We start from the raw sequence: 21,044 nt of genomic DNA, 5'->3' as shown, positions 1-21,044 counted from the left end.
AAGCGGCGCGGACGGTTTTCCGATGCACGGCTTCGCCAATCCCAAACGCTTTCTGAGCCTCGCGCGTCCGGTGACGCCGTGGCTGCTCGTGCTCGGGGTGATCGTCACCGGGGGCTCCCTCGCCTGGGGGCTGACCCAAGTGCCGGCAGAGCGCCTGCAGGGCGAAACCGTCCGCATCATGTACCTCCACGTGCCGGCCGCCTGGCTGGGCATGGCCGGCTGGCTGACCATCGCCGCCGCCAGTTTCACCGAGATCGTCTGGCGTCACCCGTTGAGCGCGATCGCGGGACGGGCCGCCGCGCTGCCGGGAGCGTTCTTTACCGCGCTCTGCCTCGTCACCGGATCGCTGTGGGGACGACCCGCCTGGGGCAAGTGGTGGGTGTGGGATGGCCGCTTGACCAGCATGCTGGTGCTGCTGTTCCTGTACCTAGCCTACATCGCGCTGGCGGGCGCGACCGCGCGCGAAGGTGCCTCCAGGCGTATACCGGCGATCTTCGGCCTGGTCGGCATCGTCAACCTTCCGGTGATCCATTATTCGGTGATCTGGTTCTATTCGGTCCATCAGCCCCCCAGCATCTCGATGGGCAACTCTTCGATGGCACCGGAATTCCTCTGGCCGTTGCTCGTCGCGACCTTGGGCTTCACGCTGCTGTTCGCCGCAATCGTGCTGATGCGCATGCGTGCGCTGCTGGCCCAGACCCAGGCCGAGGCGCGGCTGCGGCGGCGGGCGCGCGAAGTCGATCTGGCACCGGCACAAGCGTGATGCGCGAGACGCTTGACCCCTGGCCGTTCATTCTTGCTGCCTACGCGATCGGCGTGTTGGGCACGCTCGCGCTCCTCGCGTGGAGCTGGCTGGCCATGCGCCGTGCCGAACAGCGCCGTGAAGGTGCCGGGCGATGAGCGAAACGCGGGGCCTGCAGCCCAAGCATCAGCGGCTCGCCTTGGTGGTGCTCGCAGTGGTGGTTCTGATTGCCGCCGCCCTGATCGCGACCTGGGCGCTGCGTAGTCAGGCGAGCTATTTCTACGTCCCGAGCGAGATGGTGGAAGAGCGCCCCGCCGCAGATCGCGCGGTGCGGTTGGGGGGGATGGTCGAAACCGGCTCGATGGTCACCCGCCCGGACGGCGTCACCGTCGATTTCGTGGTTGGTGATGGCAAGGCGCGAGTCCCGGTGCGTTACTCCGGGATCCTGCCCGATCTTTTCGTGGAGGGTTCTGGCGTGGTGGCCGAGGGGCGCTTGCAAACTGACGGGACCTTCGTGGCCGACAACCTGCTTGCCAAACATGACGAAAATTACGTCCCTCGGGAGCTGGAGGAGATGACCGCCGCGCAAAAGAAGCTCGTGGTCGAAGAGACGACCGGCACGTGATCGCCGAACTTGGCCTTGCTGCGCTGTGGCTGGCCGCTGCGCTGGCCGCGTTGCAGCTGGTGGCGGGGGGTCTCGCCGCCCGGCAGGAGGACAGCGAATTGGCGCTGTTGGCTCGTCCTGCAGCCGTCGTCCAGGGGGCGCTGTGCCTGTTCTCGTTCGCGATGCTCGTGTGGCTGTTCGCGCGCACTGATCTGTCGGTCAAGCTGGTGGCGATGAACTCGCACTCCATGAAGCCGATGGTGTTCAAGCTCGCCGGCTCATGGGGCAATCACGAAGGCTCGATGCTGCTGTGGGTCACCGTCATGAGCGCGGCGGGCGCGCTGATCGGGTTCCTCGAGCGGCGGCTGCCGGAACGGACCATGCAGGCAACCCTGGCTGCGCAGGGGTTCGTCGCCTTGGGTTTTTACGCATTCCTGCTGTTCAGCTCCAATCCGTTCGAACGCCTGCCGGTGCCGGCGTTAGAGGGCAACGGCCTCAACCCGTTGCTGCAGGACATCGGTTTGGCCTTCCATCCGCCCACGTTGTACCTGGGCTACGTCGGTCTCTCGGTCGCCTTCAGCTTCGTCGTCGGCGCTCTGCTGACGCGCAGCGTGACCCCGGACTTCGCCCGGGCGATGCGGCCGTGGGTGCTGGGTGCCTGGATCTTCCTGACCATCGGCATCACCGCCGGTTCCTACTGGGCGTATTACGAGCTTGGGTGGGGCGGCTGGTGGTTCTGGGACCCGGTCGAGAACGCTTCGCTGATGCCGTGGCTGGCGGCGACCGCCTTGCTCCATTCCGCCAGCGTGCTGGCCGCTCGCGACGCCTTGCGGACCTGGACGGTGATGCTCGGCGTGGTGGCGTTTTCGATGAGCATGATCGGCACGTTTCTGGTGCGATCGGGCATCCTGACCAGCGTTCACGCCTTTGCCGTCGATCCTGAACGGGGCGCATTCATCCTCGCGCTGCTGATGATCTACATCGGCGGGGCGTTGGCAGTGTTCGGCTTTCGCGCGGGGACAGTGGCCGAAGGGGAGAGGTTTGCCCTCGTCAGCCGCGAGGGCGCGCTGGTGATCAACAATGTCATGCTTTCGGCGATCCTGGGCGTGGTGTTGCTGGGAACCTTGTACCCGCTCCTGACCGAGGCAGTGGGCGTGCGGGTTTCGGTCGGGCCGCCTTACTTCGATCCCGCGGGTGCGATCTTTACCCTGCCGATGCTGCTGGTGATGGCGGCAGGACCGCTGCTGCGCTGGCGGCGCGACCGGCTGGAGCGGGTCAAGGCGCCGCTGATCGCGGCCGGACTGGTGGCGCTGGCAGTCCTCGTCGGGGTGTTAGCCTTTGCCGGACCCGGGGTGCTGCCGCTGCTGGGGCTCGCGCTCGGGGCCGGGCTGGCGGTCGCGAGCCTGTTGCCGCTGCGCGGGCGCAAGCTGACCCGCCTGCCGCTGGCGACCTGGGGAATGGTGGTCGCCCATTTCGGGATCGCGGTGGCGCTGATCGGCATGGCGAGTGACAGCGCGTTCAGCGAAGAACGGCTTGCCGCGCTGAAGATCGGTGATAGCGCCGAGATCGGGTCGTGGCGGGTTACGCTGGCTGCGGTGTCGCCGGTCGCGGGTCCGAACTGGAACGCGATCGAGGGGGTCATGCTCGCAAGCTATTCTGGGGGCATACCCGTACGGCTCGCCCCGCAGGCCCGCAGTTTCTGGACGCCTCCGCAGGAGACCACCGAAAGCGCGCTGGAAACCCGCTGGAACGGGCAGCTTTACGCCGTGCTTGGGAAGGCAGCTGACGGTGAGCGCTGGCAGGTGCGGTTGTGGTGGAAGCCGTTTGTCACCCTGATCTGGTTCGGCGGCTTGCTGATCGCGTTCGGCGGTGTCCTGGCGCTGCTGGGGCGCCTGGCACAGGATCTGCGCCGACGGACCATTGCGCGCAAGGGTGCGGCCCGGCGAGCGGAGCTGAGCGCATGAATTCGTGGCGCTTCTTCGTGCCGCTCGCCATCTTCGCCGCCTTCCTTGGCGTCGCGGCGTGGCAGTTGACCCAGCCGAAGGACGAGTTTGTCCATTCCGCCATGGTGGGCAAGCCGATCCCGGCCTTTGCGATGCGGCCTGCCACGTCCGACCGTCCCGGACTGAAGCTCGCGGACTTGAAGGACGGCAAGCCCAAGCTGCTCAACATCTGGGCGAGCTGGTGCGTCCCGTGCGCGGCCGAGGCGCCCCAGTTGGCTGCGTTGAAGGCGCAAGGTGCTCCGATCGTCGGTGTGGCCATCCGCGACCGGCCAGAGGATGTCGCCGCGTTCCTGGCACGGTATGGCAACCCGTTCGACAGGATCGGCGCCGATGACCTGTCCGAACTGCAGCTGGCTATCGGCAGCTCGGGGGTTCCCGAAACCTTCGTCGTCGATGGCCAGGGCGTGATCCGCTACCAGCACATAGGCGACATCCGCAAAAGCCACGTGCCGATCCTTCTCGAGAAGCTGGCCGAGGCTGGCGAATGAAGCGGATTGCCACCTTCCTGCTCGCTCTGCTTGCCGTCCCCGTGGCAGCGCAGGACACCATGCCGCCGGCTCCCTATGCCTATCGGCAGCTGGAAGATCCTGCGCTGGAGGCGCGGGCGCAGGGGCTGATGGCGACGCTGCGCTGTCTCAAGTGCCAGAGCCAGTCCATCGCCGACAGCGACGCGCCGATGGCGGGCGACATGCGCCATCAGGTGCGAATCCGCCTCGCGGCAGGCGAAGAACCTGAACAGATCCGCGAATGGATGATGGAGCGGTACGGCGACTATGTCAGCTACGCGCCGCAGGTCAGCCGGACCACCTGGCCGCTGTTCGCCGGACCGCTGATCCTGTTGGTCATCGCCGCGCTGCTGCTGTGGCGCCGCTTCGGTGCAGGGCGATGAGTTTCCTCCCCGTCATCCTGTTGGCGGCCGCGGCGTTCGCGCTGGCCGCGCTGATGCTGCGCTTGCCGCGCGCCGGCTGGGCCCTGTTCGGTGCGGCGCTGCTGTTCGGGCTGGCGGGCTATGCCTTGCAAGGTTCACCCGGCTACGCGGGAGCGCCAAAGGCTGCCGCGAGGGAGGCCCGGGATGTGGGCGTGGCGCTGGTCGATGCGCGGCGCGAGCTGTACGGGCCGCTTCCGCCCAGCCGATTCGTTACGGTGTCCGACGCGTTCGCTCGCCGCGGCCAGTTTTCCGATGCCGCCGGCATCTTGCGCAAGTCGCTTGAAGAAAATCCCCGCGATGCCGAAGCCTGGCTGGCGCTGGCCAACGCGTTGGTGGAGAACGCCGAAGGCCAGCTGACCCCCGCCGCGACGTACGCATTCTCCCGGGCCGAGCAGCAGGCCCCGGCGAACCCGGGACCGGGGTTCTTTCTGGGAATCGCCTTGATCAATTCAGGGCGTCCGGCGGAGGCGCGCCAGCTGTGGAGCGACATGCTCGCCCGCGCACCAGCGGATGCGCCGTGGCGCGAGGGGCTGAAGGAACGGCTCGATCGGCTGGACGTACTGATCGCGCGAATGGGAACCCGGTGACCAACGTGCGCCTCGGTTGCAGGCGGTCGGCGGCGGTGCTAAGCGCCGCGGCCTTCGCAGCAGGGGTACCCCGCCAATGAGCGTAGCCGTCGACCCCCCAGGGGGCGGCAAGACAACCTCCGCCAAGGTCAAGCTGGCGGCGGGGGCGGTCGGTATCGTGTTCGGCGATATCGGCACCAGCCCGATCTATGCCTTCCGCGAAACGTTTGTCGGTCCGCATCCGCTGACGCTCGACACCTTGCACATCATGGGCGTGGTGAGCCTGATCTTCTGGGCGATGACGATCGTCGTTTCGCTCCAGTACGTTGCCATTCTGATGCGCGCCGACAACCGCGGGCAGGGCGGCACTCTCGCGCTGGTCGCCTTGATCTCCCAGAAGGTCGGCGGCACCAGTCGGGGCTGGATCGCGGTGCTGCTGGCAGTGTTCGCGACGGCCCTGTTCTATGGCGACAGCATGATCACCCCGGCGGTGTCGGTGCTGTCCGCGGTCGAGGGGCTGACGACGGTTGAGGAAGGGCTTGCTCCCTTCGTCATCCCGATCGCCCTCAGCCTGCTGATCTGCCTGTTCCTGCTCCAGAAGCGCGGGACGGCAGCGATCGGCAAGCTCTTCTCGCCGATCATGCTGGTCTACTTCACCACGCTCGCCGCCTTGGGCCTGGTTCAGATCATCGACAATCCGGGCGTGCTCGCGGCGCTGAATCCCTGGTACGCGGTCCAGTTCTTCATGACCGACAAGTTGCTGGGGTTCCTGGCGCTCGGGTCAGTCGTGCTGGCGGTTACGGGCGCGGAGGCGCTTTACGCGGACATGGGACACTTCGGACGCGGACCTTTGCGGATCGGCTGGTTCGGTTTCGTCATGCCGTGCCTGCTGCTCAACTACTTCGGGCAAGCGGCGATGATCATGAACCTCGAGGCAGCCGCTGCCGCCGAAGCGATCAAGAACCCGTTCTTCGTCATGGCCAGCGAGAGCTTTCGATTGCCGCTGGTGCTGCTGGCCACGTGTGCCACCTTTATCGCCAGCCAGGCGGTCATCACCGGCGCGTTCTCGGTCACTCAGCAGGCGGTCCAGCTGGGTTTCGTGCCTCGCCTGTCGATCCTGCACACCAGCGAGACCGAGCATGGGCAGATCTACATCCCGTTTGTCAACTGGGTGCTGATGATCGCCGTCATCCTGCTGGTGCTGACGTTCCGCAATTCGTCCAACCTTGCCAGCGCTTATGGCATCGCGGTGACGGGCGCGATGTTCATCGACACCTGTCTGATGGCCGTGCTGTTCATGGCGGTCTGGCGCTGGCGCTGGTGGACTATGGCGCCGGTGGTCGGCCTGTTCTTCCTGGTGGACGGCGCGTTCTTCGGTGCCAACCTTTCGAAGGTGCCGGACGGCGGCTGGTTCCCGCTGCTGGTGGGGGCGATCGGCTTCACTCTGCTCACCACCTGGGCGCGGGGGCGCAAGCTGATGCGCGACCGGATGAGCGAAGTGGCCCTGCCGATCGCGATCTTCGCCAAGAGCGCCAAGAATTCCGCGACCCGCGTTCCTGGAACCGCAATCTTCATGGCGTCCAACAGCGGCGGCGTGCCGAGCGCGCTGTTGCACAACATCAAGCACAACAAGGTGCTGCACGAACGGGTGGTGATCCTGACCGTCGAGATCGCGGACGTGCCCTATGTCGATCCGGGCCGACGGTTCGAAATCCATACCGTCGGCGATGGGCTCTACCGCGTGGTCCTGCACTACGGTTTCATGGACGAGACCGATGTCCCCGCGGCGCTCAAGGCGAACGCCGAATGCGGCGGGTTGTTCGACATGATGCACACCAGCTTCTTCCTCAGCCGCCAGACACTGATCGCGAGCAAGCGGCCCGGTATGGCAATCTGGCGTGAGAAGCTGTTTGCCTGGATGCTGCGCAACTCGGCAACCGCGATGCAGTTCTTCCGTCTGCCACCGAACCGCGTGGTCGAACTCGGCAGCCAGCTGGAGATTTAGTCGGTCGGCGGCTGGTCCTTCAGCACTTCGTCGCGATCCTCGAAGCTCAAGCCGTGTCGCAGCAGCATCGGGATCTGAGTAAAGGTGAACAGGAACGACAGCGGCATGAACACCCACAGCTTGGCCCACAACCAGGTTTCGAAGCCGCCGTTTTCTGCGTTATAGAAGTACCGCAGCGCCTCATTAAGGGCGGCCAGGAAGAGGAAGAACAGCCCCCAATTCCGCGACAGCTTGAGCCAGCCGGCCCGGTCGACCCCTTCGAAGGCCGCGGCCAGCAGCACTTCCAGCAGAGCGGCCCCGCGAGCATAACCAATCAGCAATGCGGCCGCGAACAGCAGGTAGATTACGGTCGGCTTGATCTGGACCCAGAACGGTTCGCCAAGGAAGATGGTGAGACCGCCGAACCCGATGATCAGTCCGGTGGAAAGCCATAGCATCGGCGACACGCGGCCGAATTTCACCCGGCTGAAGATCAATGCCGCGATCGCTGCGACGATGAATGCGCCGGTGCCGCGAATGATCGCTGCGATCGTCCCGCCGATGTCGTCTCCGCCTGGATCGGACAGTTTGAACACGGCCAGGAACACGATCAGTGGCCCGTAGTCGACCAGGACGTTGAGCCACCCGGATGGCTTTTGCCTACCGTCGTTCATCACGCCACTCCTGCGATGACCCGCGCGACCAGGTCAGGGTCGAAGGGTCTTAGATCGTCGATCTTCTCGCCCACGCCGATCGCGTGGATCGGGAGGCCGAACTGCTCGGCCGCGGCCACCAGCACCCCGCCACGCGCGGTGCCGTCCAGCTTGGTCATCACCAGGCCGGTCACGCCCGCGACTTCCTTGAACGTTTCGATCTGTGCGAGGGCGTTCTGGCCGTTGGTGGCATCGAGCACCAGGATCACGTCGTGCGGCGCCTCGGGGTTAAGCCGGCCAAGCACGCGTCGGATCTTGGCCAGCTCCTCCATCAGCTCGCGCTTGTTCTGCAATCGGCCAGCGGTGTCGACGATCAGCGCATCGGTGCCGATCGACGTGGCCTGCTTGACGGCATCGAATACGATGCTTGCCGGATCGCCTCCCTCCGGGCCGCTGATGATCGGGACTCCCACGCGCTCGGCCCAGGTCGCCAACTGCCCGATCGCGGCGGCGCGGAAGGTATCTCCTGCGGCGAGCATGACCGCGTAGTCATCTTCCTTGAGCCAATGCGCGAGCTTGGCGATGGTCGTGGTCTTGCCGCTTCCGTTCACGCCGATCACCAGGATCACCTGCGGCCGCGGGAAAGCAACGATCTCCAGCGGCTTGGCGACGGGCCGCAGAATGGCGGCGATTTCTTCGGCAACGGCCTGCTTGAGATCGGCTTCGGTGATGTCGAGGCCAAAGCGCTTCTCCGCCAGCCGTTCGCGAATGCGCTGCGCCGCCGCCGGGCCGAGGTCCGACATGATCAACGCGTCCTCGACGTCGTCGAGCGTCGCGTCGTCCAGTCGCGCGGTTCCGACCACCCCGGCCAGGTTCTGGCCGAGTTTTTCGCTCGTCTTGCGGAAACCGCCGAACAGGCGCTCGGTCCAGGTGGGTTCGCTCATGCGAGCAGGCCTTCCTCGATGGAGGTGGGAGTGATGGGGACAATCGCACCCCGCGGCGTTCCTGCGGGCAGCCGCGCCCGCGCGAAGTTTTCCGCGTAGCCGGTGCCGTCCGCCTCTGCGAGCACCAATAGCGGGCGGCCGATCTGCCGGTCGAGCCATTCGCGGCGCACGTCGGCAACGGCCGCACGCAACTCGCCGGCCCGCGCCTTCACGGCAGCGCGCGCCACTTGCGGCATCCTTGCAGCCGGCGTTCCAGGTCGCGGTGAATACGGAAAGACATGGCCGTGAACCACGCCGAGTTCTCGCACGATCGAAAGATTGGCAGCGTGATGCGCCTCGTTTTCAGTGGGGAAACCCGCGATAAGATCGGCGCCGATCGCGATCTCCGGCCGGCGCCTTTTCAGCCGCTCGACCAGGGACACGGCATCGCCGCGCGAATGACGCCGCTTCATGCGCTTGAGGATCAGATCGTGACCGTGCTGAACCGACAGGTGGATATGCGGCATGATCCGCGGCTCGCTAGCCAGCAGATCTTCCAGCAGAGGATCGATCTCGATGCCATCGAGCGAGGACAGCCGCAGTCGGGGGAGAGCCGGAAATGTCGACAGGATCGCCGTGACCAGGTCGCCTAGGCGGGGGAGGCCGGCAAGGTCGTTCCCCCAGCTGGTCAGATCCACGCCGGTCAATACCACCTCGCCAGCTCCGCTCGCGAGCTCGCGCTCGAGCTCGTGCAGGACCTGCGCGACCGGGGTCGATCGACTGGCACCGCGCCCCTGCGGGATCACGCAAAAGGTGCACGCGTGATCGCAGCCGTTCTGCACCGCAAGGAACGCGCGCGTATGTCGTGGGGCCGGGGTGGTGCGCGCAGATGACGCGTTCCAGGCGCGCGGGTCCAGCTTGGCGGCATTCGCGACGATCCCGTCCACTTCGCTCATCGCACCAATGTCCGACCGGTCGATCTCGGCGGCGCAGCCGGTCACCACGAGGCGCGCATCGGGCCGCGCACGCCGCGCGCGGCGGATCGCCTGGCGCGTTTGCCGGGCGGCCTCGGCCGTAACGGCACAGGAATTGATCACGACCGTATCGCTCTCGTCGCCCAGCAACGCGCGAATGCGCTCCCCTTCGGCCAAGTTCATCCGGCAGCCGAGCGAAATCACCTCCGCGCTCATGCGAACGTGGCCCAGTCGAATGTGCCGCGGAAGCTTTCCGCCGCCGGGCCTGTCATGATGATCCGGTTCGCGTCGGTCCATTCGATCTCGAGCGTGCCCCCGGGGAGGGTCACGCTGGCGGACCGCCCCGCGATCAAGCGCCGGCGGATGGCCGCAACCGTGGTAGCGCAGGCACCGGTCCCGCAGGCGCGAGTCAGACCGGCGCCGCGTTCCCAGACCGTGAGCAGGATGGAATTCGGCCCGGTGATCTGCGCCACGTTCACGTTGATCCGTTCCGGAAACAGCGGATCGCGCTCGATCTCCGGTCCCAGCCGTTCCAGCGGGACCTGCTCCAGATCGGGCACGAAGAACACCACGTGAGGGTTGCCCACGCTGACGGCAGATGGCGTCTCGAGGTCCTCCCACGAGACAGGCATGGTCAGCGTATCCATCGCGTATGCAAGGGGGATCGATTCCCAGGAGAAGCGCGGCTCACCCATGTCGACGCGGGCGCCGCCGTCAGTCGGGGCAAGGGCGATCGTGCCGCCGGACGTCTCCACGCGCGCTGCACTGCCTTGAAGCAGCGCCACCGCCCGGCTGGCGTTGCCGCACGCCTCCACCTCGCTGCCGTCCGCGTTGAAGATGCGCATGCGGAAATCCGCGATGTTGGACGGTTCCAGGAGGATGAGCTGGTCGCAGCCGATCCCGGTGCGCCGATCCGCCAGCGCGGCCGCTTGCCCGGCGGTGACCGGCGGCAGCGGCTCGCTCCGGCCATCCATCACGACGAAGTCGTTGCCGAGGCCGTGCATCTTGACGAAGGGTACCCGCATCGCGCGCGGGCTCTATGCGGGGGCGGCGGCGGCGTCCAGTGGCGAGGACGATTAGCCCGCGGCTCGTCGGCCGTCAGTCAGCACGCACTCGCCATCAGGAGCAGCCCGCGCGGCGAGCAGTCCCGCCGATGCCAGGCGGGCGCGCACCGCGCCAGCATCCTCGGGCCGGCCATAGAGATAGCCCTGGCCCTTCAATTCGCCCATCTTCTGCAACTTGGTGAGGATCGTCGGATCCTCGATGCCCTCGGCGGTCATCGGCAGTTCCAGCCCGTCGCCCAGCGAGACTATCGCCTGGACCAGCTTGTCGCTGTCTTCGCCGTCCTTGAGTTCCGAGACAAAGCTCCGGTCGATCTTGAGCCGATCGAACGGCAGCGAGCGAAGCTGCGCCAGACTGGAAAATCCGGTGCCGAAATCGTCCAGGCTGATGGTGACGCCCTGGTTGCGCAGCGACGTGATGATCGAGCGGACAAGGCCGATGTTCTCGTGCAGGCAGCTTTCGGTAATCTCGATATCGAGCCGCTGCGGGGGGAAGCTATGGCGTACCAGCATCTGCAACAGCTTTTGCGAAAACCAAGGATCGCGCAGCTGCACCGGCGAGATATTGATCGATAGTGAAAGCTTGGGATCCCACTCCTTGGCATCCTCGAGCGCCTGTTCGATCAGGTTCTCGCTTAGCTCGCCGATCAGGCCGATTTCCTCGGCAATGGGGATGAAGATTTCGGGGCTGACCGTGCTGAGCGTCGGCGATCGCCAGCGGGCCAGCATCTCGAAGCCGGTCAATTCCCCCGTCGCAAGATCGATCTGCTGTTCGTAGAATGGGACGAATTCGCCTCGCGGAATACCGCGGCGGATGCCGGTTTCGAGCTCGCTGCGGAAGCGCAGTTCACTCTCCATCGCCTCTTCGAACCAAAAGTAACGGTTCTTGCCCTGTTTCTTGGCGTGATACATCGCGATGTCGGCGCGATGGATCAGCGTCTGTGCGTCAGTCGGCACCGGCGATCCCTGAGCTCGGCCCGGGATGTCCGCCGCCATGCCGACCGACACGGTGACTTCGAAAGTAAGCCCGTTGAACTCCGACGGCTGCGACACCCTCTCGATCAGCAGGCTGGCGAACTGGTCGATGCGATCGGGGTTGCGGGCGTCGTACGGCACCACGCAGGCGAACTCGTCCCCGCCCAGCCTCGCCAGGAGCGCATCCTTGGGCAGCAATGCCCGGATACGCTCGGCAGTCAGCTTAAGCAGGGCGTCGCCCGCCAGGTGCCCGTTGAGATCGTTGACGAGCTTGAAGTTGTCCAGATCGACCATCACGAAAGCGGCGAGGCGCCCGCTGGCATGTGCGTCGGTGAGCAATTGATCGGTAGCCGGGCCGATGCTGCGCCGGTTGAGCGTGCCCGTCAGCGGATCGATTTCGGAAAGCTGGCGGGCGATTTCCTCGGCCTTCCGGCGCTCGGCGATCTCGGAAGTGAGTTCCGCATAACGGCGCCAGCCAAAGATCACGAGCGCGATATTGAGCAGCAGGGTGGACACCAGCAGCGGATCGGGCGTCTTGCCGCCCCCCAGCCATGCGTGGATGACCTGCGGCACGACCATCCCGCCGGTGCCGACAAACAGGAGGATCGCGGCAGTCGCGATGCCGAGCGCGACCAGATCACGCTCCGCACGGCCCATCTTGGGCGCGTGCGATGGCGATTGACCAGCGTTGGCGTTAGAGCCAGGCAACAAGAACCCCCGTCGTTGCGAAGCTCCGGCTATCCCCTAAGAGATTGAAAATCGGGTTAAGGCTGCTTGCGCCCGTTTGCGGAGGAAGATCGAGACATGGCGCGCCGGTATTGGCTGATGAAGTCGGAACCCGACGTATACAGCTGGGATGACCTGGTCACCGAGGGAGAGGGGACGTGGGACGGCGTCCGCAACTACCGCGCGCGCAACAACCTTGCCGCGATGAAAGTGGGCGACCGCGCCTTTTTCTACCATTCGAACATCGGCAAGGAGGTCGTCGGGATCGTCGAGATCAGCCATGCCGCCATTCCTGATCCCACTGACGATACGGGCAAGTGGGTTGCGGTGAAAGTCAGGCCGGTCAGCAAGCTTGCCTCTCCTGTCACGCTTGCAAGCATCAAGAGCGAACCGGCCCTTGGCGAGAGTGAGATCATCCGCCAGTCGCGGCTCTCCGTCGCGGAGCTTGAACCGGAGGAGTGGGAGCAGATCCTGACGATGGGCGAAGGTTAAATCGGAACGCTCTGCCGTGCCCATCCGTTGAGTTGGTGATGGCGGCGCTGAGCCGTCGAACATACTCGAGGAGAAGCCAGATGGGCGAACTGAAAGACAAGGCCAAGGGCATCGGTAACGAGATCGCCGGCAACGCGAAGCAGATGTCGAGCGATGCCGAAACGCGCGCCGAAGGTCACGCGCAGGAGCGCAAAGGCGAAGGCCAGAACCTGAAGGGCGAAGTGAAGGGCATCCTTGGCGACAAGGTCTAGCCACTTTCGAACCCGAATATATTGCAAGGGCCACCCATGATTGGGTGGCCTTTTTGCTGTGGACGATCGTGACGCTTGGTCAACGAACACGCTTAACGTCCCGCAGCGCGACAGCCCCCAGATTGCAAGGAGCGTAATGGTTTCCGTGCCGTTAACACCTTCATCATGCGACGCTCCCTTGTTCTTACCGATGAATCGGCCCGGCATCCGTTCCGGGCTTCACTCCCGCCGCACGTCTGCCGAGGCGGTCCCGTCGTGGAGACACGCCCGTCATGGGTGATCTCCCGCGATGACGTGCAGGGTTTCGTCGGTGCTTACTTCGCTTGCCTGGCGGCCGTGGCGGTGTTCATCGTCTAGGTCCGGGCGGCGCGTTCCGCCCGTAATAAAAGCAAGCCTAGCCAGGCAGATACGACGCACATCGCCGCGCTCAGAAGCAGGTGATGCACGATGTCGAGTCCGGCTGCGGTAAGTCCGGCGGCCAGCAGCGAGCCGGCGACCATGGCACCCGAATTGACGATGTTGTTTGCCGCGATTGTTCGCGCTGTCTGGGTCTTGGGCACGAACGTCGTCAGGAACGCATAGAGCGGAACGACAAACATGCCGCCGGCGATTGCGATGCCCAGCAGGCTCAGCAGCAGCGGGATCGCGAGCGAATGCGACACGAACTCCCCGACATTGAGCAACGTGCCGACAGGCTCAGCCGTCCACCCCCGGCACAGTAGATAGAACGCCAGCACGAACGCGCCCATCATCAGGACCGATACGGGTGAATAGCGTGCCGAAACCGTCCCCTTGAGCAGCGCGTTGACCGAGACCGAGCCGATCGCCACGCCGATCGAGAAGATCACCAAGAACAGGCTGGCGACCTCCTTGCTGGCGGTGAGCACGTTCTTCACCAGCGGGGGAAACTGGATGAACAGCACCGCACCAATGGTCCAGAAGAAGCTGATGGCCATGATCGCGAGGAACACCCGACGATCGTGGCTGGTATTGCGAACCAGCGCGATGGAACTGCGCACGACGTGGTAATCGAGCGGTTCGACTTCGCCCTGCGCTGGCGCTTCGGGCACCTGACGTGCTGCCAGGTAGCCGATGATGGCGGTAACAACTACGCAAGCCGCAGCCGCTTCCACCGGGATCCATCCGGCCAGGATCGTTCCGAACAGGATGGCAATATAGGTGCCGGCTTCCACCAGTCCGGTTCCCGCCAGGACCTCGTGCTCTTCCAAATGCTGCGGCAGAATCGCGTATTTGATCGGACCGAAGAAGGTCGAATGCACTCCCATCGCAAACAACGCCACCATCAGCAGCGGGATGGACACTGCTTGGACCTGGATACCCTTCCACGCGAGCAGCAGGCCCACGGCGCCCACGCCCATGATGGCGATCTCGCAAGCTTTCACGATGCGGATGATGCGGGCCTTGTCGCGCATGTCGGCAAGCTGGCCAGCGAGGGCTGACAACAGGAAGAACGGAATGATGAAGACGGCCGATGCGACCGCGCTGAACATTCCCTCCGCCTCTTCGGAATTGTAGATGCTGTACACGACGAACAGCACCATCGCGGTCTTGTAAAGGTTGTCGTTGAAGGCGCCGAGCAGCTGGGTGATGAATAGCGGCAGGAAGCGCCGGCGCCGGAGCATGTGCGTGGAAACAGTCATGCAGGTCCCGAGATTGCCGCTCCGGAGCAGGGGTCTAGCGCCTCGCGCTCAGGTCACAAGGCCAAAGGACACTTTTGCACCGCGGCTCGCTGGTCTACGGACGATGGCGCATGCTGACCTTGCCCAACCTGCTCACCTTGAGCCGCATCTTCGCGGTCCCGTTACTCGCGTTCTTGCTGTGGTGGCCTGACTGGAGGCTGGGCTACGCGATCGGTTTCGTCGTCTACTGCGTAATCGGCTTCACCGATTATCTCGATGGCTATCTGGCGCGCGCGCAGGGCACGGTCAGCAAACTGGGCCAGTTCCTCGATCCGATCGCGGACAAGATCATGGTGGCGGCGGTGATCCTGGTGCTCGCCGCGCAAGGCTACATGCGCGGACCGTATGTGGGCGACCTGCACGTCATCGCTGGCCTCATCATTCTGGTGCGCGAGATCGCGGTGTCGGGCTTGCGCGAATTTCTGGGACCGCTGAAAGTGTCGATCCCGGTGTCCAGGCTGGCCAAGTGGAAGACGACCTTTCAGCTCGTCAGCCTAGGGGCGCTGATCCTGGGCGGGGCTGTGCACGGCGCTCCCTGCGTTATGCGCGGCGATTGCGGTCCCCTGGCCGATCAATGGGTTCATCTGGTCGGACTTGCGAGCTTGTGGGCGGCCGCAGTGCTCACGCTGATAACCGGGTGGGACTATATGCGCGTGGGCATCAAACACATGGACTAGCGCTCCGGTGAGTTTGCGAGAGTTCAGCCTGCCCGCAGCTCCTCGGCCAGCAGCCTGAACTCCTCCGCGCGAGGGCTGTTCTTGCGCCAAACCAGCGCGATCTCGCGCTTGGCCGACTTTCCCTTCAGGGGCCGGGCGACGACGTCGGTCTCGTGCAGGATGCCCGCATCGATCGCCATTTCGGGCAGCATCGTCAGGCCCAGGCCGTTGTCCACCATCTGCACGAGGGTATGCAGCGAGGTGCCGATCATGGTCGCATTCGCGCGCAGTTCGGGACGGTTGCACGCGGCGAGCGCGTGATCGCGCAAGCAATGTCCATCCTCCAGCAGCAGCAGTCGCGCATCGTCGACCATTGCTGGCGGTATCTCCGCCGGCGGGTCGCGTGGATCATTCTTCGGAAAGGCCACGAAAATCCGGTCGTCAGCGATGTGCGCGCTTTCGATCTCCCCCGTCGCGTAGGGTAGCGCAAGCAGCACGCAATCCGCGCGGCCGTGGTGAAGGCTTTCGAGCGCGTCGCCGGTCGTCTCCTCCCGCAGGAACAACTTGAGCGCGGGACGTTCGCGCCGCAGTCGGGGCAGCATGCGGGGTAGCAGGAAGGGCGCGATGGTCGGGATCACGCTCATCCTGAGTTCGCCCGAGAGCGGCTTCCCGCTGGCCTGCACGAGATCTGACAGTTCCTCCGCCTCACGCAGCAGCCGGTGTGCCTTGGCGACCACCTGTTCGCCCAAGGGCGTGAAACGCACCACCCGCCGGCTGCGCTCGACCAGCGTTACACCGAGGAGCGATTCAAGCTCGCGGATTCCGGCTGACAGCGTCGACTGGGAGACGAAACTCGCCTCAGCCGCGCGCCCGAAGTGGCCGTGCTCGTGAAGCGCGACGAGGTATTGTAGCTGCTTTATGGTGGGAAGGTACGTGCTCACTCCGCCGTCGGCGCCCCGGGTACCGGGTCCTGGATGCGGGTCATCTTCAGGCGCCCGCTCTCGACCCCGAAGCCTAGTCGCCCTTCCACCAGCTCAAGCGCGTCCTTGCCGAATACTTCATAGCGCCAGCCTTGCAGGACCGGCAGGTCGCGGACCCCCGCGGCGAGCGCTTCCATTTCATCGCTCCGGGTCAACAGCCGGGCAGCGACATCGATTTCCCGACTGCGAATCTTGAGCAGCAGCTTGAGCAGGTCGGCCACCAGGGCCCCCTCCTTGCCAAGCGGCGCCCCGCGTTTCGGTTTGTCCGGCATCTCGTCTGCGGAGAGCGGCGCCGCGCCCTCGATCACCTTCATCAGCCGCTTGCCGATGTCGTTGTCCTTCCACGCCGCGGACAGCCCGCGCACCTTGACCAGGTCGCCTTGCTGCTTGGGAGCATGACTTGCCAGATCGGCTAGGGTCTCGTCGCGCATGATCCGGCCGCGCGGAATGTTCTTGTGCTGCGCTTCCTGCTCACGCCAGGCGGCAAGCGCCTTGAGCCGACCGAGCACCGCGGCGTTACGGCTGGGCGGGCGGATGCGCTCCCACGCCGCGTCCGCGTCATTGGCGTAATTGGCCGGGTCGGCGAGCTTCTCCATCTCCGCATCTAGCCACGATCCACGGCCGGTCTTGATCAGCTTTTTCAGGATTCGCGGGAAAATATCAGCGAGATGCGTGACGTCGCCGATCGCGTATTCGATCTGGCGGTCGGTCAAGGGGCGTCGGCTCCAGTCGGTGAACCGGGCGCCCTTGTCGACGGTGAAGCCGAGCCAGCTCTCGACCAGATTGGCGTAACCGATCTGTTCGGACTGGCTGATCGCCATCGTCGCGATCTGGGTGTCGAAAATGGGGTGCGGGGTCTTGCCGGTGAGGTTGTAGACGATCTCCACATCCTGCCCGCCGGCATGGAATACCTTGAGCACGTCCTCGTTGTCGCACAGCAACTCGAGGAGCGGGGCGAGGTCGATCCCGGGCGCCAGCGGATCAATCGCTGCCGCTTCTTCCGAATTGGCGATCTGCACCAGGCACAGCTCCGGCCAGTAGGTATTCTCGCGCATAAATTCGGTATCGACGGTGACGAAATCGCTTTTCGCCAATCGCCCGCACAGTTCGGCGAGCACGTCGGTAGTGGTAATAAGATCGTGTATCTTCATGAATCTTTTCTCGGGCTGAGCGGAGTGCCGCCCCCGGGACCGAGACGCCCTGCCATTGCTTGACAAAGCCCCGCCGTTCCCCTGTTAGCGCGCGTCGTTTCCGCCTATGGAATGCGCGCGCGACGCGCCCCTAGCCTCAACGCCCAGGAATTGGAACAACTTAAGATGCACGCCTATCGTACTCACACCTGCGGCGCCCTGACCAAGGCCGACGTGGGGGAGACAGTCCGCCTGTCGGGCTGGGTGCACAACAAGCGTGACCACGGCGGCGTGCTGTTCGTCGATCTGCGCGATCATTACGGCATCACCCAGATCGTGGCCGATAGCGACAGCGAGGCGCTGGGAGTTCTCGACCGGCTCAAGCTGGAATCAGTGGTCACCATCGATGGCACGGTGAAATCGCGCGCCGACGCGGCGGTGAATCCCAACCTGCCGACCGGCGCGATCGAGGTCTATGCGCGCGGTGCGACAGTGCAGAGCCGGGCCGAAGACTTGCCTCTGATCGTCAATTCAGCTGACGACTACCCGGAGGAGACGCGCCTGAAATATCGGTTCGTCGATCTGCGCCGCGAGCGGGTGCACGCCAACATCGTGCTGCGTTCGAACGTGATCGCCTCGCTGCGGCGGCGCATGATCGACAACGGATTTACCGAGTTCCAGACGCCCATCCTTGGTGCATCCTCTCCCGAGGGCGCGCGCGACTACCTGGTGCCGAGCAGGCTGCACCCGGGCCGCTTCTATGCACTTCCGCAGGCGCCGCAGATGTTCAAGCAGCTGCTGATGGTCGCCGGTTTTGATCGTTACTTCCAGATCGCGCCGTGCTTCCGTGACGAGGATCTGCGCGCCGATCGCAGCCCCGAGTTCTATCAGCTCGACTTCGAGATGAGCTTCGTCACCCAGGAAGACGTGTTCCAGGCAATCGAGCCGGTTCTCGCAGGCGTGTTCGAGGAGTTCGCGAACGGCAAGACGGTGACGCCGGCGGGCAGCTTCCCGCGCATCCCGTACCGTGAGGCGTTGCTGAAGTACGGCACCGACAAACCCGACCTGCGCAACCCGCTGATCATCGCTGATGTCTCGCGCCACTTCACGACTTCGGGCTTCGGTCTGTTCGAGAAGATCGTCGGCAGCGGCGGCGTGGTCCGCGCGATCCCCGCGCCCGCGACGCACGAGAAAAGCCGCAAGTTCTTCGACGAGATGAACGACTGGGCCCGCCGCGAAGGGTTCGCTGGCCTGGGCTACGTTACCCGCAAGGGTGGCGAGTTCGGGGGTCCGATCGCCAAGAACCATGGCGCCGAGGGCATGGAGGCGCTTTATGCCGAACTGGGGTTGGGCGAGAACGACGGCCTGTTCTTTGCTGCCGGCAAGGAGAAGGATGCGGCCAAGCTGGCCGGCGCCGCGCGGACCCGGGTGGGCGAGGAGCTTGGCCTGATCCCACAGGACCGGTTCGACTTCTGCTGGATCGTCGATTTTCCGATGTTCGAATATGACGAGGACGCCAAGAAGGTCGACTTCAGCCATAACCCGTTCTCGATGCCGCAGGGTGAGATGGAGGCGCTGGAGACCAGCGACCCGCTCGACATTCTCGCCTGGCAATACGACATCGTCTGCAACGGCTACGAACTGTCCTCAGGCGCCATTCGGAACCACCGGCCCGACATCATGTACAAGGCGTTCGAGATCGCCGGTTACAGCCGCGAGGATGTAGATACGAACTTCTCCGGCATGATCGAGGCATTCAAGCTCGGTGCCCCGCCGCACGGCGGCTCGGCTCCAGGTATCGACCGTATCGTCATGCTGCTGGCAGACGAGCCCAACATCCGCGAAGTGATCGCCTTTCCGCTGAACCAGCGCGCTCAGGACCTGATGATGGGCGCACCCAGCGAAGTCTCGTCCCGGCAGCTGCGCGACGTACACATTCGCCCGCTGGATCAGCCCAAGTCGTCCGTGCCGAACCCGGACAGCCTGGTCGATCCAAAAGCCGGTTGAACGCAACTTGTCGGGCACTTGCCAGCCTGAACGGTGTTCATTAGGGCGACAGGTAACTCGAAACCCCAACTCAAGAGGGAAACACTCATGAGCGATACCGCTGAACGCGTGCAGAAGATTGTCGTCGAACACCTTGGCGTCGAGGCCGACAAGGTCACCCAGGACGCGAGCTTCATCGACGATCTGGGCGCCGACAGCCTCGACATCGTGGAACTCGTGATGGCTTTCGAGGAAGAGTTCGGCGTCGAGATCCCCGACGATGCGGCGGAAAAGATCACCACCGTCGGCGATGCGACCAAGTACATCGAAGAGCACAAGGGCTGATTGCCCATCCCGCTGTGCTCGCCTGACGGCTGTTCGGCGGGGCATGAACAGGCTCGTACCCTTTTGCAGGGTTCGGGCCTGTCGCGTTTACGGAGACTAGCATGCGCCGAGTGGTCGTAACCGGGCTGGGCCTCGTCACCCCGTTGGGTGCCGACGTCGAGACCACGTGGAAAAACCTGATTGCTGGGAAAAGCGGCATAGGCCCGATCACGCGTTTCGACGTTTCGGACCACAAGGCCAAGATCGCCGGCGAGGTGAAGGCCAAGGACCACGAATGGGGCTTCGATCCTGACAAGCGCGTCGACTTCAAGGTCCAGCGCCAGGTCGATCCTTTCATCATCTACGCGATCGATGCCGCAGGCCAGGCTATCGAGGATGCCGGTCTTGAAGACATGGACCAGGATTTGAAGGAGCGCACCGGCGTCTCCATCGGATCGGGCATCGGGGGCCTGCCGGGCATTGAAAGCGAATCGCTGGTGCTGAAGGAAAAAGGGCCGAGCCGGGTCAGCCCGCACTTCGTACACGGGCGGCTGATCAATCTGACCAGCGGGCAGGTATCGATCAAGTACGGGCTGATGGGCCCGAACCATTCGGTGGTCACCGCCTGTTCGACCGGCGCACATTCGATCGGCGACGCCGCGCGGATGATCCGCGATGACGATGCGGACATCATGCTCGCAGGCGGCGCGGAATCGACGCTGAATCCGCTCGGCCTGGCAGGCTTCGCTCAGGCCAAGGCGCTCAACATGAGCATGAACGACCAGCCCGAAAAGGCGAGCCGGCCCTATGACAAGGGGCGCGACGGGTTCGTGATGGGCGAAGGCGCGGGCGTGATGGTGCTGGAAGAATACGAACACGCCAAGGCACGCGGCGCGAAGATCTATGCCGAGGTCGTCGGTTATGGCCTGTCCGGCGATGCCTATCATGTCACGGCGCCGCATCCGGAAGGCAAGGGCGCCGAGCTCGCCATGAAGATGGCACTGCGCAAGGCCCACATGGAGCCGGGCGACATCGATTATGTCAACGCTCACGGTACCTCCACGATGGCCGACACGATCGAACTGGCCGCGGTGAAGCGCGTGCTGGGGGACGACCTTCACGGCGCGTCGATGAGCAGCACGAAATCGGCGATCGGCCACCTGCTTGGCGGCGCAGGCGCGGTTGAGGGCATCTTCTGCGTGCTCGCCATTCGCGACCAGATCGTACCGCCGACGCTGAATCTCGATGATCCGGACGAGGGCACCGAAGGCGTCGATCTGGTGCCGCACCGCGCCAGGAAGCGGGAGGTGCGCGCGGCCTTGTCGAACAGCTTCGGTTTCGGCGGCACCAACGCAAGCGTGATCTTCAAGAAGGTCGAGGACTGAC

General features: G+C 64.7%; 22 protein-coding genes. 14 read left to right on the top strand and 8 right to left on the bottom strand.

The features are described from left to right. Window positions 1-22 precede the first annotated feature (22 nt). From ccmC to C0V74_RS04765, 8 genes are all read left to right on the top strand, one after another. Complete coding sequence (ccmC, locus tag C0V74_RS04795; RefSeq protein WP_143250857.1) at window positions 23-763, top strand: heme ABC transporter permease CcmC; 741 nt, start codon at window positions 23-25, stop codon at window positions 761-763. Further along, window positions 763-900 (top strand): hypothetical protein, encoded by a 138-nt coding sequence (locus C0V74_RS12845; RefSeq protein ID WP_168194153.1) that lies wholly within the window; start codon window positions 763-765, stop codon window positions 898-900. Before ccmC ends, C0V74_RS12845 begins: the two co-directional genes overlap by 1 nt. Then, on the top strand, window positions 897-1,367 hold the full coding sequence (gene ccmE / locus C0V74_RS04790) for a cytochrome c maturation protein CcmE (protein WP_143250856.1): 471 nt from the start codon (window positions 897-899) through the stop codon (window positions 1,365-1,367). The genes C0V74_RS12845 and ccmE overlap by 4 nt, the downstream gene beginning before the upstream one ends. Continuing rightward, window positions 1,364-3,310 (top strand): heme lyase CcmF/NrfE family subunit, encoded by a 1,947-nt coding sequence (locus C0V74_RS04785; RefSeq protein WP_143250855.1) that lies wholly within the window; start codon window positions 1,364-1,366, stop codon window positions 3,308-3,310. The genes ccmE and C0V74_RS04785 overlap by 4 nt, the downstream gene beginning before the upstream one ends. Further along, on the top strand, window positions 3,307-3,837 hold the full coding sequence (locus tag C0V74_RS04780) for a DsbE family thiol:disulfide interchange protein (RefSeq protein WP_143250854.1): 531 nt from the start codon (window positions 3,307-3,309) through the stop codon (window positions 3,835-3,837). Before C0V74_RS04785 ends, C0V74_RS04780 begins: the two co-directional genes overlap by 4 nt. Further along, window positions 3,834-4,238: a cytochrome c-type biogenesis protein gene (locus C0V74_RS04775; protein ID WP_143250853.1), complete on the top strand. Its 405-nt coding sequence runs from the start codon at window positions 3,834-3,836 to the stop codon at window positions 4,236-4,238. Before C0V74_RS04780 ends, C0V74_RS04775 begins: the two co-directional genes overlap by 4 nt. Beyond that, window positions 4,235-4,864, top strand: a complete 630-nt coding sequence (locus C0V74_RS04770) for a tetratricopeptide repeat protein (RefSeq protein WP_143250852.1) — start codon at window positions 4,235-4,237, stop codon at window positions 4,862-4,864. The genes C0V74_RS04775 and C0V74_RS04770 overlap by 4 nt, the downstream gene beginning before the upstream one ends. 76 nt (window positions 4,865-4,940) lie before the next feature. Beyond that, window positions 4,941-6,848 carry a potassium transporter Kup gene (locus C0V74_RS04765; RefSeq protein ID WP_143250851.1) on the top strand — a complete coding sequence of 636 codons (1,908 nt, stop codon included), beginning with the start codon at window positions 4,941-4,943 and terminating at the stop codon, window positions 6,846-6,848. Here the strand turns inward: C0V74_RS04765 and C0V74_RS04760 are convergent. From C0V74_RS04760 to C0V74_RS04740, 5 genes are read right to left on the bottom strand one after another with little or no spacing between them, the layout of a single operon-like run. Next, window positions 6,845-7,501 carry an inner membrane-spanning protein YciB gene (locus tag C0V74_RS04760; RefSeq protein WP_143250850.1) on the bottom strand — a complete coding sequence of 219 codons (657 nt, stop codon included), beginning with the start codon at window positions 7,499-7,501 and terminating at the stop codon, window positions 6,845-6,847. The genes C0V74_RS04765 and C0V74_RS04760 overlap by 4 nt on opposite strands. Next, the gene (gene ftsY, locus C0V74_RS04755) at window positions 7,501-8,424 is read right to left on the bottom strand and encodes a signal recognition particle-docking protein FtsY (RefSeq protein WP_143250849.1); all 924 of its coding nucleotides are present in this window, start codon (window positions 8,422-8,424) and stop codon (window positions 7,501-7,503) included. Before ftsY ends, C0V74_RS04760 begins: the two co-directional genes overlap by 1 nt. Beyond that, on the bottom strand, window positions 8,421-9,593 hold the full coding sequence (locus C0V74_RS04750) for a MiaB/RimO family radical SAM methylthiotransferase (protein WP_143250848.1): 1,173 nt from the start codon (window positions 9,591-9,593) through the stop codon (window positions 8,421-8,423). Before C0V74_RS04750 ends, ftsY begins: the two co-directional genes overlap by 4 nt. Next, on the bottom strand, window positions 9,590-10,402 hold the full coding sequence (gene dapF / locus C0V74_RS04745) for a diaminopimelate epimerase (RefSeq protein WP_143250847.1): 813 nt from the start codon (window positions 10,400-10,402) through the stop codon (window positions 9,590-9,592). Before dapF ends, C0V74_RS04750 begins: the two co-directional genes overlap by 4 nt. A gap of 51 nt (window positions 10,403-10,453) precedes the next feature. Beyond that, window positions 10,454-12,070, bottom strand: coding sequence for an EAL domain-containing protein (locus tag C0V74_RS04740; RefSeq protein ID WP_143250846.1), 1,617 nt, complete (start codon window positions 12,068-12,070; stop codon window positions 10,454-10,456). A gap of 147 nt (window positions 12,071-12,217) precedes the next feature. On the opposite strand from C0V74_RS04740, the gene C0V74_RS04735 reads away from it, so the two are divergent. Continuing rightward, entirely contained in the window at window positions 12,218-12,631 is a 414-nt protein-coding gene (locus tag C0V74_RS04735; protein ID WP_143250845.1) for an EVE domain-containing protein, read from the top strand. 80 nt (window positions 12,632-12,711) lie between these two features. Next, complete coding sequence (locus tag C0V74_RS04730) at window positions 12,712-12,882, top strand: CsbD family protein (protein ID WP_143250844.1); 171 nt, start codon at window positions 12,712-12,714, stop codon at window positions 12,880-12,882. Between the two features lie 353 nt (window positions 12,883-13,235). On the opposite strand, the gene C0V74_RS04720 is transcribed toward C0V74_RS04730, so the two are convergent. Next, window positions 13,236-14,543: an MFS transporter gene (locus C0V74_RS04720; protein WP_143250843.1), complete on the bottom strand. Its 1,308-nt coding sequence runs from the start codon at window positions 14,541-14,543 to the stop codon at window positions 13,236-13,238. Between the two features lie 110 nt (window positions 14,544-14,653). On the opposite strand from C0V74_RS04720, the gene pgsA reads away from it, so the two are divergent. Next, entirely contained in the window at window positions 14,654-15,259 is a 606-nt protein-coding gene (pgsA, locus tag C0V74_RS04715) for a CDP-diacylglycerol--glycerol-3-phosphate 3-phosphatidyltransferase (protein WP_131624434.1), read from the top strand. 23 nt (window positions 15,260-15,282) lie between these two features. Here the strand turns inward: pgsA and C0V74_RS04710 are convergent, their stop codons facing one another. Both C0V74_RS04710 and rnd read right to left on the bottom strand, forming a co-directional pair. Continuing rightward, complete coding sequence (locus C0V74_RS04710) at window positions 15,283-16,179, bottom strand: hydrogen peroxide-inducible genes activator (RefSeq protein ID WP_131624436.1); 897 nt, start codon at window positions 16,177-16,179, stop codon at window positions 15,283-15,285. Further along, complete coding sequence (rnd, locus tag C0V74_RS04705; RefSeq protein ID WP_143250842.1) at window positions 16,176-17,369, bottom strand: ribonuclease D; 1,194 nt, start codon at window positions 17,367-17,369, stop codon at window positions 16,176-16,178. The genes C0V74_RS04710 and rnd overlap by 4 nt, the downstream gene beginning before the upstream one ends. A gap of 165 nt (window positions 17,370-17,534) precedes the next feature. On the opposite strand from rnd, the gene aspS reads away from it, so the two are divergent. The 3 genes from aspS to fabF all read left to right on the top strand — a co-directional run bounded on the left by aspS (window position 17,535) and on the right by fabF (window position 21,043). Continuing rightward, entirely contained in the window at window positions 17,535-19,355 is a 1,821-nt protein-coding gene (gene aspS / locus C0V74_RS04700) for an aspartate--tRNA ligase (RefSeq protein WP_143250841.1), read from the top strand. Window positions 19,356-19,442: 87 nt separating this feature from the next. Beyond that, the gene (locus C0V74_RS04695) at window positions 19,443-19,679 is read left to right on the top strand and encodes an acyl carrier protein (protein WP_067683987.1); all 237 of its coding nucleotides are present in this window, start codon (window positions 19,443-19,445) and stop codon (window positions 19,677-19,679) included. 101 nt (window positions 19,680-19,780) lie between these two features. After that, entirely contained in the window at window positions 19,781-21,043 is a 1,263-nt protein-coding gene (gene fabF, locus C0V74_RS04690) for a beta-ketoacyl-ACP synthase II (RefSeq protein ID WP_143250840.1), read from the top strand. The last annotated feature ends 1 nt before the right edge of the window (window position 21,044 follow it).

This window comes from Altererythrobacter sp. TH136, from assembly GCF_007065885.1.
GTDB lineage: Bacteria > Pseudomonadota > Alphaproteobacteria > Sphingomonadales > Sphingomonadaceae > Tsuneonella.
The sequence above is the reverse complement of the archived record's forward strand: the minus strand, read 5'-3'. Positions and strand labels throughout refer to the sequence as shown.